The organism is Parabacteroides sp. PH5-46 (genome assembly GCF_029892785.1).
Taxonomy (GTDB): Bacteria; Bacteroidota; Bacteroidia; order Bacteroidales; family Tannerellaceae; genus DFXE01.
This window is the reverse complement of sequence record NZ_JARXXA010000007.1, coordinates 119,282-132,563: the sequence shown is the minus strand read 5'-3', so window position 1 is coordinate 132,563 and position 13,282 is coordinate 119,282. Positions and strand designations below refer to the sequence as shown.

The window sequence follows — 13,282 nt, the reverse complement described above, 5'->3', positions numbered from 1 at the left end:
TTTATCTTAATTGCTTGTTTGTCATTATTGCTGTTTTGCTACTGGATATGTGTCCAAATTGTCCAACTCCACCTGATACATTTACTGCACCTAGTTTCTTGTAATTATTTTGTGTATCTGTTATCTCAGATCCTGCATAGAATATAAGTGAGGTAAAACAGCCGCCGGTATATACTATACTAGCTCCTTGTCCCATACTTATGAAGGCTTCGTTTTCTCCGCCTCTACTAAATAGAACTATACATCTGCCACTTGTTTGACTATCATTACAATATTGAAGAGCTTGCGGATGTCTCAATGCTTCCTCTTCCGTATTACACGCGATTGTTTGAGCCTCCTTAGTCAACACATACCATTTATCGTCTTGCTTGAAAACAAAAGCTCTTGCAGTTGCTCCATTAGGACAGGCTACTGGTGCTTTCATAACAGAAAGATAAATAATACATGTGCTGCCGGCAACGTCGATCGGGAAGGCTACTTGGCTCATTGTCGTTGTCGGAGTGCCTGTAAAATAAACATCAATATTGCCGGAAGCTGTGAGAGTCTGAGCGCGAACGTTTGCAATTACACCTCCATAAGTTCCGATTGTACCTGCCGGTAAATTATAAGAAGTACCGGAAGTAAGGGTATAAGGAATCTGTACATTAGGCGTAGTACTTTCCATACTCTGATTCAGATATCCTGTTACATATATATCACTACATTTTATTTCTACAGGGGGAGCTGGTGGTGCACATGCTTCCCATAACCTATCCCATTGGTTCCCATTCCATACATAAGGACCGGGGCAGAGATCTTTTGTGCTATCATCTGTTAAGTTATAGACGATTAGTCCTGCATGGACCGTTTTTTGTGTTTGATTATAATCATAATCACTGGACTTAAACATTGGGTAAAGTTGAAGCTTATTCTCTAAATATACTCTTGGGAGGAGTAAACCGGCACTCGAATTTTCTCCAATATTATTATTTTCTTTTAAATGAAGCAAGGTTGCTTCACTAGGTTCTGATCCTGATCCTATGGTTACTTGCGCATGTGAGGTTAGCAGGCAGATAGCCATTACTGTTATTAACTCAAATTTCCTGATACTCATTTTGTTTGGAACTAGAATGTTAAACTTTTTTCTGTTATTATTTGTTTTGTAGAATATTGTCTTTTCTTGATGCAAAAGAAATTAATAATGGTCTAATAAAAGCTATAATGTCTATGTCTATTTTTCCATTTGTGGAAAAATAATTACATCAATTTGTAAAAAATAGGATGGTTTTAGTTTGGATTATCAAAAAGTGGATAATTACTGGCTAAAGTTTTGTAAAAAGTAAACAATATTGTATGTTTTACCTCATTTAGAATGTTGTGATTCATAATATCTTTCATATATTCGCTCCCAATTAGAGGTGTAAGATAATTTGTCTTTATGGTAAAGGAAAATGAAGAATAACGCAATAGATATGTTGTTGATAGAGCGGATATTGGAGTATATCCCCTATAATATAAAACCCGTGGATTATCTGATGGATATACTCAGTCTCAATCGAAATTCCGTATATCGCAGGCTCAGATATGAAAAGAGTTTTTCCTTTCACGAAATAATGAAGCTATCTTCAGCAATGGGATTTTCGTTAGACGATATCGCATCAGCTGTCAATAGTGACTTTCGATCCGGTTTGCATAATAACCAAGCTAATAAGATCACGGCTGAGAGTAGCACTGTCTCTCTTTTTGCTCACTTCAAGGCATTACTAAGCAATTTTATACCCACCAATGACAGTTTGTTTATTATTACGTCAAATCGTCTCCAATTCCTGTTTATAAAAGAAGAAGTGCCACTTTTCCGTTTTCTGTATTATCAACTGATGTATCAGTTGAGAGAGATACCAGTCAATCATCCTTTTTCCCAAACTACGATCCCTGAGACCGTACGTGCGTCAAGCAGAGAATTTAATACGCTTTTTATGTCGAAGAATGGTAAGGAGTATATCATAGATCCGAATATATGTCTAAATATTGTACGGGATATCCAGTATTTTTACCAAAGGAAGCTTATTACAGAAAAGGAGTTACTCCATTTAAAGGAAAGCTTACATGCTACGATAAAATATACGCAAACATATATGCAGGCGGGATTTAATGATTCCCCTTTCAAGAAAAGCAAATTTTATCTTTCGGGAATGGAGGTAACTTCAAACACCATTTATTCTGTTTATGAAGGAAAGGAAGAATCAAACGTCTGGCTCTATTCTGCTAATCCGATTCATATCACCAACAAAGAAATCTGTAACATCCACAAACAATGGATTGACTCATTGATGAGGAATTCTACTCTTATTTCGGGAGCCAGTGAAAATATCCTTCTCGATTTTATCTCAAAGCAACTGGAGTTTGTAGATAATATGGATAAAATAATGTACTGATTTTCGACCAGAATATTTCTTATAGGCTTGTGTGATTGATCATTTCCCGTATATTTGTAATTGTTTTAGCTACATTAAATACATAAATGCCATGGGAAATAAACTATCTCTTACTATTTTAGCTTTGTTTTATGTCTTAGCAACTTTTGCTCAGGCTGGTTTTGACAATTGGTTTGAAAAGAAAAGCTTGCGGGTGGATTTTGCGCTTAGCGGAAACTCGGAGTATCAGGCGGCGGCTTTGCAGCAATTACGGGAAGAACCTGTCTGGGCGGGTCCTGTAAAGAACCTGATTGACGACTTCTACTACGGAGGATATTACGCCAATGTATATGATAAATCCAGCGGACAATTGATATATTCCCGGGGCTTTAATACCTTGTTTGAGGAGTGGCGAAGCACTGAACAGGCAAAGAAAGAAGTACAATCATGGACAAACAGTGTGTCTGTGCCATTCCCGAAAAAAGAAATTGTTCTAGAGATTACCGGACGCGATAAGGAAGATATGCGCTTCCACACTTTACTGAAGCTGGATATAGATCCAACCAGTATCTTTATAGACAGAAGCAAGCTGAAAGAGAATAAGACCACCAATATTCAGAACAAGGGAGATTTGGCAGACAAGATAGACCTGGTCTTTCTGGGCGAAGGCTATACAGCTGAAGAACAAGACAAGTTTGTAGCAGATGCCCGGAAATTCACCGAGTCATTGTTCAAAACTCCGCCTTTTGATACGCGCCGGGAGGACTTTAATGTTTGGGCCGTAGGATTGATTTCCGAAGAGTCCGGACCGGACGTTTCAGGAAAAGGAATCTTTAAGAATACTGCTTTAAACTCAGGCTACTATACATTTGGGGTAGACCGTTATCTGACGACTCCCGACATGAAATCCATACGCGATGCCGTATGGAATGTGCCGTGTGACGCTATCTTTATCCTCGTAAATACGGATATGTACGGCGGAGGCGGGATGTATAATTTCTACGCTATGGGTACATCGGATAATCCACGTACTCCGGTCGTTTTCGTACATGAATTCGGACATAGCTTTGCTGGCCTTGCCGACGAATACTTCTCTTCGGAAGTGGCGTATGATGACGGATTTTACAACCTGAAGCGCGAGCCTTGGGAACCTAATATCACAACATTAATAGATTTCGACAGCAAATGGAAAGACCTGTTGCCCGCCGGTATACCGGTTCCAACGCCATTAGACAATGCACATAAGAATAATATCGGCGTATTTGAAGGAGGAGGATATCTGGCGAAGGGTATATATCGCCCGATGGATCATTGTATGATGCGCGACTATGCCCCTTTCTGTCCGGCTTGTAGTCGCGCAATCCTTCGTATGATAGACTTCCTGTCCGATAAATAACGTTTAATGCATCGGGACTTCCAGTAACAGGATAGTGGATTCTTTTAGGGTTTCGATGTTCAATTCGTTGGTTTCGCTGAAGCCGGCTCCGTCTCTCTTGGAGAGGATTGTGTCGCCTACTTTTACTTCGCCTTCGATAACAAACAGGTAGATGCCGCTATCTTTCTTATGCAGCTTGTACTCTTTGGTTTGTCCGGCATCCAGGGTTCCCATAGAAAACCAGGCATCTTGCAGGATAGAAGCGGGCGCGTCTCCATCCGGAGAGATGATCAATGATATTTCGTTCCTTTTCTGCGTGGGACGGATATCGTAGTTGTCGTATTTCGGAGTCGTATTTTCCTTTTTAGGAAACACCCAAATTTGTAGGAATTTCAAGTCTTCCTCGGCGCTGTCGTTATACTCGCTGTGGAATATACCTGTGCCTGTACTCATCACCTGTATGTCTCCGGGAGTGATTGTATGGCTATTTTTGATACTATCCCCGTGGCGCAAATATCCTTCCAGCGGAATAGAAATCACTTCCATATTCTTATGGGGGTGCATACCAAAGCCTTCGCTTGGCGCGACAATGTCATCATTCAGCACCCGAAGCATACCAAAGTGCATACGCTTCGGGTTGTAATAGTCGGCAAAACTGAAGGTGTGACGTGTTTTCAACCAACCATGGTTAAAGTATCCCCGAGTATTTGCCTTGTCTACCACTACTTTCATAAACTATTCTCCTATTAATTAAAATTCATCAATAGAACAATCCAGGTAGGCAAAAGTTCAATAAAAGGCAGGGAGCGTGTATTAGCGGTTGCCCAGGTCGTCGTATAGTGTTTGCAGGAAGGCTTTCCCTTTGTCGAGTCGGAGGTCGTTTCCTGTCTCAGGCTCAATGATTAGCGGGCGATTACTTTCATTGTCAAAGACGGAAATACCGCTGCTGTCTATAAATCCAAAACCATTATTGAATGTATAGAAGGCAAAACGCGGCGTATGTTCGTCGAGTAAGTTCTTACTGTAGGTGAACTCATGATGTGGTATCTCCAGCTGGCTGAGTAATGTGGCGGCCAAGTCAGTCTGGGCACCTATGGTGGTTATCTTTTCCGCCTGCTTAACGGCCCCTCCCAGCCAGAGCATGGGGATGTGGAATCTTAGTGGCTCGTTTTCTTTTAACTGATCGGGATAGCGGAAACCATGGTCAGCAATCAGGATAACCAGCAGGTTTTCCCAAGTCGGTGTCTGCTTTAGTTTGTCGATAAAGTCCCCCAGGCAACTATCGGTAAATGCGATGGAATTCAGGTACGGATGCTCCAGGCGATGATAAGGAACCTCAAACGGCTCATGGCTGCTGAGAGTCAGGAAGGTGCTGAGCCAAGGGCTTTTCTTTTCCTTGCTTACCAACGATTTGTACAGGTGAGCAAAAGTAATATCGTCATTGGCTCCCCATTTGCTGAGACGGCTGGAAAGCGGGAAGTCACGGTCTGCCACAATCGAACTGTACCCGGCGCTGAAGAAATAGCTCTGCATATTGGTGAAGTTGATATCTCCGCCATACAGCATATCTGCCGTATATCCTTTTTCTACCAGGCTGCGGGATATGGAAGGCAGCGTTTGGCTTTTGGCCGGATACTTCATGATAGAAGTAGTCGGTTGAGCCGGATAGCCGTTTAGTATAGCCACTAGTCCGCGATCTGTCCGAAAGGAATTGGAATACAGGTTGGTGAATAAAATACCTTCTTCCGAAAGGCGGTTCAGATGAGGCGTTACACCCGGTTCTCCACCCAGTGCTTCTATTGTATTGGCCGAAAAACTTTCCAGTAAGATCAACAGGATGTCCGGCTGTTTGGTATTTAATAGCGATGCCTTTTCAGCCGGCAACAGCTGACTGTCCGCAGGTACGATCAGTTGCTCGAATAATTCCTGTCGTTCGTCTTCGGGGAAAAAGTTGAACTGAGCCGCAAAATCCTGCTGTTTGCTAAGTGAAGCGATCAGACTGAATACCGGATTGATCGCAGCGTGATTCAAAAACTGCTTGTTGCTGAAATATACCATCCCTACATTGGCCGTAGAGGTAGTAACCCCTCCCCGGATCGGTAAAAAGAGAATACCTCCCAGTAGCAGGAATATACATGTATGAAGTATCCTTTTCCCGGCAGGCTCTTCGGGCAATATCGGAACAATCAGCTTCCTGAATATCCAGTAAATGCCAAAAGCATATACCAGAAAGAGGAATATCTGCCGGATAAATAAGCCAAGCGGCACACTGGCCATGGCATCTGCCGGCGATTGCATATAAAAAAGAACGGTTGCATCTATGCGGAATCCCCAGAAAGCATACAAAGCTACGTCTACAGCAAAGATGGCTGCTACCAGGGTAGCCATGACGGCAAAGTAAACGTTCAGTATTTTTCGCAGGTATGCCCCGGGCATCCATACGGAAACAAGAGTACAAAGCAAGGGGATGACTGTAAGATAGCCAGCCATCGTACAATCCAGCTTTAATCCGTGAAGAACTACTTTCAGCCAATCTATCCAGGTACAATCAGTAGCCAGATTGCTGTGATAAAGCATGAATACCGGTTTCTGAATAGCAAAAACCGGCAGCCAGGTTATAAATACAGCTATGACGAAAAGCAGTCTTTTCTTCATACGAATATGATTTTATTCGGCATAGAGTTTCTCGCGAAGCTCGGCAATGGCCGGATCGGAGATATAATCGTCGTATTCTATCATCTTATCGATGATGCCTTTGGGTGTTAGTTCTATCACACGGTTCGCTACCGTTTGAATAAACTCATGGTCGTGGCTGGAGAACAGCACATTTCCTTTGTACCCTTGCAGCGTATTGTTGAATGCCTGGATAGACTCCAAATCCAAATGGTTGGTAGGTGTATCTAATATTAATGTATTGGCATCTTTCAGCATCATGCGTGAAATCATACAACGCATCTTTTCACCTCCGGAAAGGACGTTTACCTTTTTCAGCAATTCTTCGCCCGAGAATAACATCCTGCCCAGGAAGCCTTTCAGGAACACTTCGTTTGTATCGGCGGCAAACTGGCTGAGCCATTCGATCAGGTTGTAATCCGAATTGAAATATTTGGCATTATCCAGCGGAAGGTAAGCCGTTGTAATTGTCTGCCCCCATTGGAATGTTCCTGCATCTGCCTTTTCTTCTCCGTTAATGATCTGGAAAAGAGCTGTCATAGAGCGAGGGTCGCGACTGATGAATACAATTTTATCGTTCTTCTCAACATTAAAATTCAAGTCGCGGAACAGTATTTCTCCTTCAATACTTTTGGTAAGGCCTTTTACTTCCAGTATCTGATTGCCCGGTTCGCGTGCAGGCGTGAAAAGAATCCCCGGATAGCGGCGTGAAGAAGGTTGGATTTCCTCAATGTTCAACTTCTCAATCATCTTCTTGCGGCTCGTAGTCTGTTTAGACTTCGCTACGTTGGCACTAAAGCGGCGGATAAATTCTTCCAGTTCTTTCTTCTTTTCTTCCGCTTTCTTATTTTGTTGCTGTTGCTGGCGAAGGGCCAACTGGCTCGATTCGTACCAGAAGCTGTAGTTACCGGCAAACAGTTGCAGCTTATTAAAGTCAATATCCACCGTATGTGTACAAACCGAGTCGAGGAAGTGCCTGTCGTGGCTTACTACCAATACTGTATTTTCAAAATTAGAAAGATACTGCTCAAGCCAACTTACCGTTTCCAGGTCGAGGTCGTTGGTAGGCTCATCCAGCAGCAGGTTGTCCGGCTTACCGAAAAGCGCCCGTGCCAGCAGTACCCTTACCTTTTGCTTACCGCTCAGGTCCTTCATCATGCTGTAATGCAGGTTTTCCTTGATACCCAATCCGCTTAGCAAACTGGCGGCATCACTTTCGGCGTTCCAGCCTTCCATTTCGGCAAACTTTTCTTCCAGTTCAGACACTCTGATTCCATCTTCGTCGCTGAAGTCCGGTTTTGCGTACAACATGTTTTTTTCGTTCATAACCTCCCAAAGGCTGCTATGTCCCATCAGTACCGTATCCAGTACCGTATATTCGTCGAAAGCAAAGTGATCCTGGCTTAATACGGACAGACGTTCGCCCGGCCCCATGCTGACGGTTCCCCGGGTGGGGTCCATGTCTTTGCTAAGGATTTTGAGAAAAGTAGATTTGCCGGCACCGTTTGCTCCGATAATACCATAGCAGTTGCCCGGCGTAAATTTCATATTGACATCCTGAAAAAGAATGCGTTTCCCAAACTGTAAGTCCAGGTTGTTGACAGTAATCATATTATGTATACCTATTAAATTGCAAATGAGAGCGCAAAGGTACGAAAATATAGCATGTGTCCCAAATATTTTTGCTCACGAGCGAAATAAAATAAGACGTGAGCCGGAATTATTTGCTCATTATATAGTTAGTCAAACTCCTCTGCAAATATAATCCATCTTTTTCCCCATAAAAGAACATTGCGCGCGCTGCCACTCTCGGTTACTTTTGTCGGAAAAAGAAAAAAACATGGCAGATCAGAAATTCTACCTGGGATTTGATTTGGGCGGTACCAATATGGTAGCCGGGGTGGTTGATGCAGATTATCGCATCATCCATAAAGAAAGCATCCCTACGCGAGCCGGACGGCCCATCGAAGAGGTTACCTTCGATATGGCTGAAGTTAGTAAGAAAGCATTGTACAATGCAGGGCTTACGTTAGACGATATTTCTTCCTGGGGGATAGGAATGCCGAGCTATGTGAATCCGAAAACCAACTTACTGGTACATGCCAATAACTTCGGTTGGAAAAATGTACCGGTCTACGACCATCTGTCCAGGCACATTTCCCTGCCGATCTATATTGAGAACGATGCCAACTGTGCGGCTTACGGCGAAGTATTGGCCGGGGCTGCCAGTAAATATACGGATGCTGTGATGCTGACGCTGGGAACCGGTGTGGGAGGAGGTATCGTGATGAATAAGAAAATATACGCAGGCTTCGACAATATGGGAGCAGAACTGGGGCATACGAAGCTGGTTTATAATGGAATCCGTTGCACTTGCGGGCAAAAAGGATGCCTGGAATCGTATTGTTCGTCTACCGCTTTGATCCGCAAGACAAAAGAGGCTGTCGATACGCGTCCTGATACATTAATATTACAACTATGTGGACAAGACAAAGAAGGCATCAACGGGGAAATTGTATTTGAGGCAGCTCGCCGGAAAGACCCGCTTGCGGTTGAAATCATAGATGAATATATCTGTCATCTGGCAGCCGGAATCTCAACCTTCATTACCATTTTCCGTCCGGAAGTGATTATCCTGGGCGGAGGTATGGCGCAAGCGGAAGATCTCTTGCTTGAGCCATTGAACCAGCAATTATATACCAGTACGTTTGCGGCTGAAGAAATAGGAATCCCCCGTGTGATTTGTGCCGAGTTGGGTAATGATGCCGGGATCATAGGTGCCGCTTTCCTTGAAAAAACAATGCAAAAATGAAACAAAAGAACAAAGCTATACTAGACTCTTTCAAAAACGGCTTGATTGTCTCTTGTCAGGTGCAACCGGACGATCCGGTCTATTCAGAAGAGTTTGTCGTTAAAATGGCACAAGCCGCCCAATGGGGTGGTGCCGTGGGGCTTCGGGCGAATATGCCGGAGCAAATCAAAGCCATTAAGAGAGAAGTAGATCTTCCCCTGATCGGTTTGTGGAAGATCTGGCACGATGATACAGACGTCTTTATCACTCCTACATTGGAAGCGGCTGTTGCTGTTTGGGAAGCCGGGGCAGAGATCATTGCTATAGACTGTACCAGCCAGATTACCCATGAAGGTCGTCCGGCTTATGAGTTGCTACCACTGCTGAAGAGGGAATTACCCGAAGCGCTTGTCTTTGCCGATGTAGCTAATTATGAAGAATGCCGGCGAGCCGTGGAGATGGGGGCAGATATCGTAGGACCTACGCTTTATGGCTATACAGCGGAGACCAAACACATCGAACAACCTGATCTGCGCGAGTTTGCCCGGATGTGTCGTGACTTTGGCGATAAAGCCTGCATGATTATGGAAGGGCATATCTATACGCCGGAAGAAGCCATGAAATGCCTGTACCTTGGCGCGCATTCTGTGGTAGTGGGGAGTGCTATTACACGTCCGCACCTGATAACAAAACGATTTACAGACCTGTTGAGCGGGTATCAAAACGACTGGCGATCGGAAGAAAGAAAAAAGCATTAATATCTCAATTGTATTATTTTAGACCAAAGGCTATGGCGCGATTTAATGTGGAACATACGCAGAATGTAGAGGTTAGTAAGAAATTTCCTTGCGAGAAATCACCCGACAGGCAGTTGGAAGTTATGGAACAATACACAGCCGTGCATTGTTCCTGTACGGGTATGCCCAAAGAACTACGTGAAATAGCCTGCTTGCGCGTTTTGTACCCCGCATTATTTCGCTCCATTATGTCCAATGACCGGATTGCCGGGCGGATTGATTTTCTCCCGATTGGTTTCGGTTCAGTAACATCAGAAGGAGGGGTAGGCCATTATTGTGTGTTTAAGAAACTGGCGGCTTTCCGGGACAAACTGGAAGCAGCCGACCGCAAACGGGTGGATGTTTTATACGATTACTGGCTGGATCATGACGTAAAGACCTTATTCAATAAAGATATCCTTACGGATGATACCATAGGCATGTTTATCGATTGCGAATATCCGATGATTGCAACGGCCCGCCTCTCCGGTATGATGCTTGATTACCCGAAGTTGCTGGGCAAAGGCATTGGCGGCTTACGACGGGAAATAGAAAAAGGCTTGCTTGAACAACCCGGAAATAGTTTTTATGAAGCTGGTTTGGCCTGTCTGGATCTTTTTGTCGCTTGTGCAACGCATTTGCAACAAGACGCTCTGCAGCAGATGAAAACAGCCGATGATAAACGCCGGAAAGAGTTGCAGACGATCTACGACGGATTGGAAAATATAAAGGAAGATCGCCCCGAAACATTCCATGAAGCCTTGCAGTTGATCTGGCTCTATGCTTTGCTGGCGGGTGTAATCAATTACGGACGGCTGGACGACTATTTGGGCCCTTACCTGGCTGCTGATCTGGAAACCGGGCGACTGACGGACGAAGAGGCGTATAGCTATGTCCATTCCCTTTGGACATTAATAGAAAACCGGCGTACAACGGTTAATGGACGTGTGATCGTTGGCGGAAAGGGACGTAAGCATCCGAAAGAAGCCGATGTATTCCTGCATTACGCTATGCGTGTAGCTCGTAATTGCCGCTATGTGGAACCTCAGTTTACACTCCGTTTTGATAAAGACACTTCCGAAGAAATCTGGGATGCAGCTCTGGATGCCTTAGGTGCAGGAGCTACCTATCCTACCTTATATAATGATGATGTAAACGTGCCGGCTGTTGCATTCGGGATGCGTATCGACGAGCAAACAGCGGAGCAATATGTCCCCTTTGGATGTACCGAATTTGTTATTCAAGGGCAGAGCACGGGAACACCTAACATATGCATCAACCTGCTGAAGCTTCTCACCATCTTTATGAACGAGGGAATAGACCCGGTAGACGGTAAGTACAAAGCAGGCAAAGCAAGCGTAAAGAAACCGGAAGAATACCATAGCTTTGAGGACTTCTACAATGGCTACAAGGCCCTGCTCGATCATTATCTGGACCTTTCGGTAGAAACACAATACTATTCTTATCAGTTGATGAATAAGGAGGTAGGTTTCCTGTTCAACAGTCTGCTGACAGATGATTGTATTGCCCGTGGAAAAACACTGTTAGACGGAGGGGTACGATATTTGGGCGGAACCAATGAAACCTACGGAAATATCAACACCTCCGATTCGCTTTGGGTTATCAAAGATTTGGTATTTGAGCGGAAGAAATATACGCTTCGTCAGTTGCATGACGCCATGTTGGCAGACTTTGTAGGTTATGACGCGCTGCGGAAAGATTGTCTTTCCTGCGATAAGTATGGAAATGATCTGGATACAGCCGATGGCATGGCTAATGACCTGTACGAATTCGTAGCTAAAGGAGTACGCGACCGGGGCATACGGATCGGCATGCAATATTTCCTGATTGTAATTAGTAATAACCAACTGAATACCGAATGGGGGAATCGCACAGCAGCCTCTCCCGACGGGCGCCTCAGTGGCATGTATATGAATCCGGCCAACAATCCGCAGGGAGGAGCTAATGTCTCCGGCCCGACAGCCTTGTTGAATTCCCTGACAACGTTTGATCCCCGCTATCATGGAGGCTCGGTGCAGAATATCAAATTCACTCCGGCGATGTTCAATGAGAACCGAGCGTTGATCAAGCAGCTATTCCACACCTATTTCAACAAAGGCGGCTGCCATCTGATGGTGACAGTTGTTGATAAAGGTGTGTTGGAAGATGCCATGCAACACCCGGAAAACTATCCCGATCTGATCGTACGTGTAAGTGGTTTCTCTGCCGTTTTTGTGGATTTATCACCTAATATACAGGAAGAACTATTAAGTCGCGTATTGTATGATGGTGACCATCCTTGAGATCGAACGCTTTGCCATACACGATGGGCCGGGTATCCGGACAGTCGTTTTCCTTCAGGGTTGCCCGCTGCGTTGTTCGTGGTGTTCCAACCCCGAATCACAGCAACAAAAGACCCAGCTTCTTTATCTTGAAAACCGTTGTACTGCTTGTGGGAATTGTTTCAACGTATGTCCCCATGGAGCTATCCGATGGGAAGAGGGACGGCCTGTCTTCAATCGCCTGCAGTGTGTAGGTTGCCAAACCTGCTCTGCTTCCTGTTTGCAAAATGCGATCAGGTTTGCCGGAAAACAAATGTCTGTTGCAGCCATTATGGATGTCGTGCGTCGCGACAAGGAGTATTACCAGACCTCCGGCGGAGGCGTTACCTTTTCGGGCGGCGAAGCCTTCATGCAAGCAGATGCCCTTATCGCCTTGCTTGAAAACTGCCGCGCGGAAGGCCTCCATACGGCTGTTGAAACCTGCGGACATGTGCCACCACAACAAATCCGACGCGCGCTACCATGGGTAGACCTCTTCCTGTTTGATATCAAACATACCGATAAAACAAAGCTAAAGCAATTCACCGGAGCTGATATGGATCTGATTCTTCGGAATCTGCACTATATAGCTTCCCATTCACCGGAAAAGATCATTCTCCGGACCCCTGTAATCCCCAGCTTTAATAACGATATTTCATTCATGCAATCCTTGTTCGATCTGGCGCTTGAAACCGGCATCCAAACGGTTCATCTTCTCCCGTACCATACACTGGGGACGGATAAATACCGTCAGATGGGCCTTGCCTACCCGTATCCACATATCACCCCTCTTACCAAAGAAGACCTGCTGTCTTATAAACAAATAGGAGAGGAGAGAGGAATCAAAAACATACATATCTGACAATATATTTTGTGATGCAAAAATTGCAGCCATGCGATCTAAAAAACGCATGGCTGCAATTTAAAAAACGCATGCGTGCGATTTATGAAAC

General features: G+C 44.6%; 10 protein-coding genes. 6 read left to right on the top strand and 4 right to left on the bottom strand.

The window, feature by feature from the left end; genetic code table 11:
- Position 1 precedes the first annotated feature (1 nt).
- On the bottom strand, positions 2-889 hold the full coding sequence (locus M2470_RS09440) for a hypothetical protein (protein ID WP_280744741.1): 888 nt from the start codon (positions 887-889) through the stop codon (positions 2-4).
- A 541-nt stretch (positions 890-1,430) separates the two neighbouring features.
- Here M2470_RS09440 and M2470_RS09435 point away from each other — a divergent pair.
- Both M2470_RS09435 and M2470_RS09430 read left to right on the top strand, forming a co-directional pair.
- Positions 1,431-2,414: a hypothetical protein gene (locus M2470_RS09435; protein ID WP_280744742.1), complete on the top strand. Its 984-nt coding sequence runs from the start codon at positions 1,431-1,433 to the stop codon at positions 2,412-2,414.
- Positions 2,415-2,505: 91 nt separating this feature from the next.
- Positions 2,506-3,789: a M64 family metallopeptidase gene (locus M2470_RS09430; RefSeq protein WP_280744743.1), complete on the top strand. Its 1,284-nt coding sequence runs from the start codon at positions 2,506-2,508 to the stop codon at positions 3,787-3,789.
- Positions 3,790-3,792: 3 nt separating this feature from the next.
- On the opposite strand, the gene M2470_RS09425 is transcribed toward M2470_RS09430, so the two are convergent.
- The 3 genes from M2470_RS09425 to M2470_RS09415 form a co-directional block, all read right to left on the bottom strand.
- A complete protein-coding gene (locus tag M2470_RS09425; RefSeq protein WP_280744744.1) occupies positions 3,793-4,500 on the bottom strand; it encodes a pirin family protein in 708 nt (235 codons plus the stop codon).
- An 81-nt stretch (positions 4,501-4,581) separates the two neighbouring features.
- The gene (locus tag M2470_RS09420; RefSeq protein ID WP_280744745.1) at positions 4,582-6,423 is read right to left on the bottom strand and encodes an alkaline phosphatase family protein; all 1,842 of its coding nucleotides are present in this window, start codon (positions 6,421-6,423) and stop codon (positions 4,582-4,584) included.
- A gap of 12 nt (positions 6,424-6,435) precedes the next feature.
- Complete coding sequence (locus M2470_RS09415) at positions 6,436-8,052, bottom strand: ATP-binding cassette domain-containing protein (RefSeq protein ID WP_280744746.1); 1,617 nt, start codon at positions 8,050-8,052, stop codon at positions 6,436-6,438.
- Between the two features lie 229 nt (positions 8,053-8,281).
- On the opposite strand from M2470_RS09415, the gene M2470_RS09410 reads away from it, so the two are divergent.
- Genes M2470_RS09410 through M2470_RS09395 form a run of 4 tightly spaced genes read left to right on the top strand, consistent with a single transcriptional unit; the run spans position 8,282 to position 13,191 of the window.
- Positions 8,282-9,253: an ROK family protein gene (locus M2470_RS09410; RefSeq protein ID WP_280744747.1), complete on the top strand. Its 972-nt coding sequence runs from the start codon at positions 8,282-8,284 to the stop codon at positions 9,251-9,253.
- Positions 9,250-9,990 (top strand): N-acetylmannosamine-6-phosphate 2-epimerase, encoded by a 741-nt coding sequence (locus M2470_RS09405; protein WP_280744748.1) that lies wholly within the window; start codon positions 9,250-9,252, stop codon positions 9,988-9,990. The genes M2470_RS09410 and M2470_RS09405 overlap by 4 nt, the downstream gene beginning before the upstream one ends.
- 32 nt (positions 9,991-10,022) lie before the next feature.
- A complete protein-coding gene (locus tag M2470_RS09400; protein WP_280744749.1) occupies positions 10,023-12,311 on the top strand; it encodes a pyruvate formate lyase family protein in 2,289 nt (762 codons plus the stop codon).
- Entirely contained in the window at positions 12,292-13,191 is a 900-nt protein-coding gene (locus tag M2470_RS09395) for a glycyl-radical enzyme activating protein (protein WP_280744750.1), read from the top strand. Before M2470_RS09400 ends, M2470_RS09395 begins: the two co-directional genes overlap by 20 nt.
- Positions 13,192-13,282 lie beyond the last annotated feature (91 nt).

Excerpts from the sequence above, each read along its gene's own strand:
- M2470_RS09440 (WP_280744741.1), bottom strand. The coding sequence starts at position 889 with ATGTTTAAGTCCAGTGATTATGATTATAATCAAACACAAAAAACGGTC.
- M2470_RS09435 (WP_280744742.1), top strand. The coding sequence starts at position 1,431 with ATGAAGAATAACGCAATAGATATGTTGTTGATAGAGCGGATATTGGAG.
- M2470_RS09430 (WP_280744743.1), top strand. The coding sequence starts at position 2,506 with ATGGGAAATAAACTATCTCTTACTATTTTAGCTTTGTTTTATGTCTTA.
- M2470_RS09425 (WP_280744744.1), bottom strand. The coding sequence starts at position 4,500 with ATGAAAGTAGTGGTAGACAAGGCAAATACTCGGGGATACTTTAACCAT.
- M2470_RS09420 (WP_280744745.1), bottom strand. The coding sequence starts at position 6,423 with ATGAAGAAAAGACTGCTTTTCGTCATAGCTGTATTTATAACCTGGCTG.
- M2470_RS09415 (WP_280744746.1), bottom strand. The coding sequence starts at position 8,052 with ATGATTACTGTCAACAACCTGGACTTACAGTTTGGGAAACGCATTCTT.
- M2470_RS09410 (WP_280744747.1), top strand. The coding sequence starts at position 8,282 with ATGGCAGATCAGAAATTCTACCTGGGATTTGATTTGGGCGGTACCAAT.
- M2470_RS09405 (WP_280744748.1), top strand. The coding sequence starts at position 9,250 with ATGAAACAAAAGAACAAAGCTATACTAGACTCTTTCAAAAACGGCTTG.
- M2470_RS09400 (WP_280744749.1), top strand. The coding sequence starts at position 10,023 with ATGGCGCGATTTAATGTGGAACATACGCAGAATGTAGAGGTTAGTAAG.
- M2470_RS09395 (WP_280744750.1), top strand. The coding sequence starts at position 12,292 with ATGATGGTGACCATCCTTGAGATCGAACGCTTTGCCATACACGATGGG.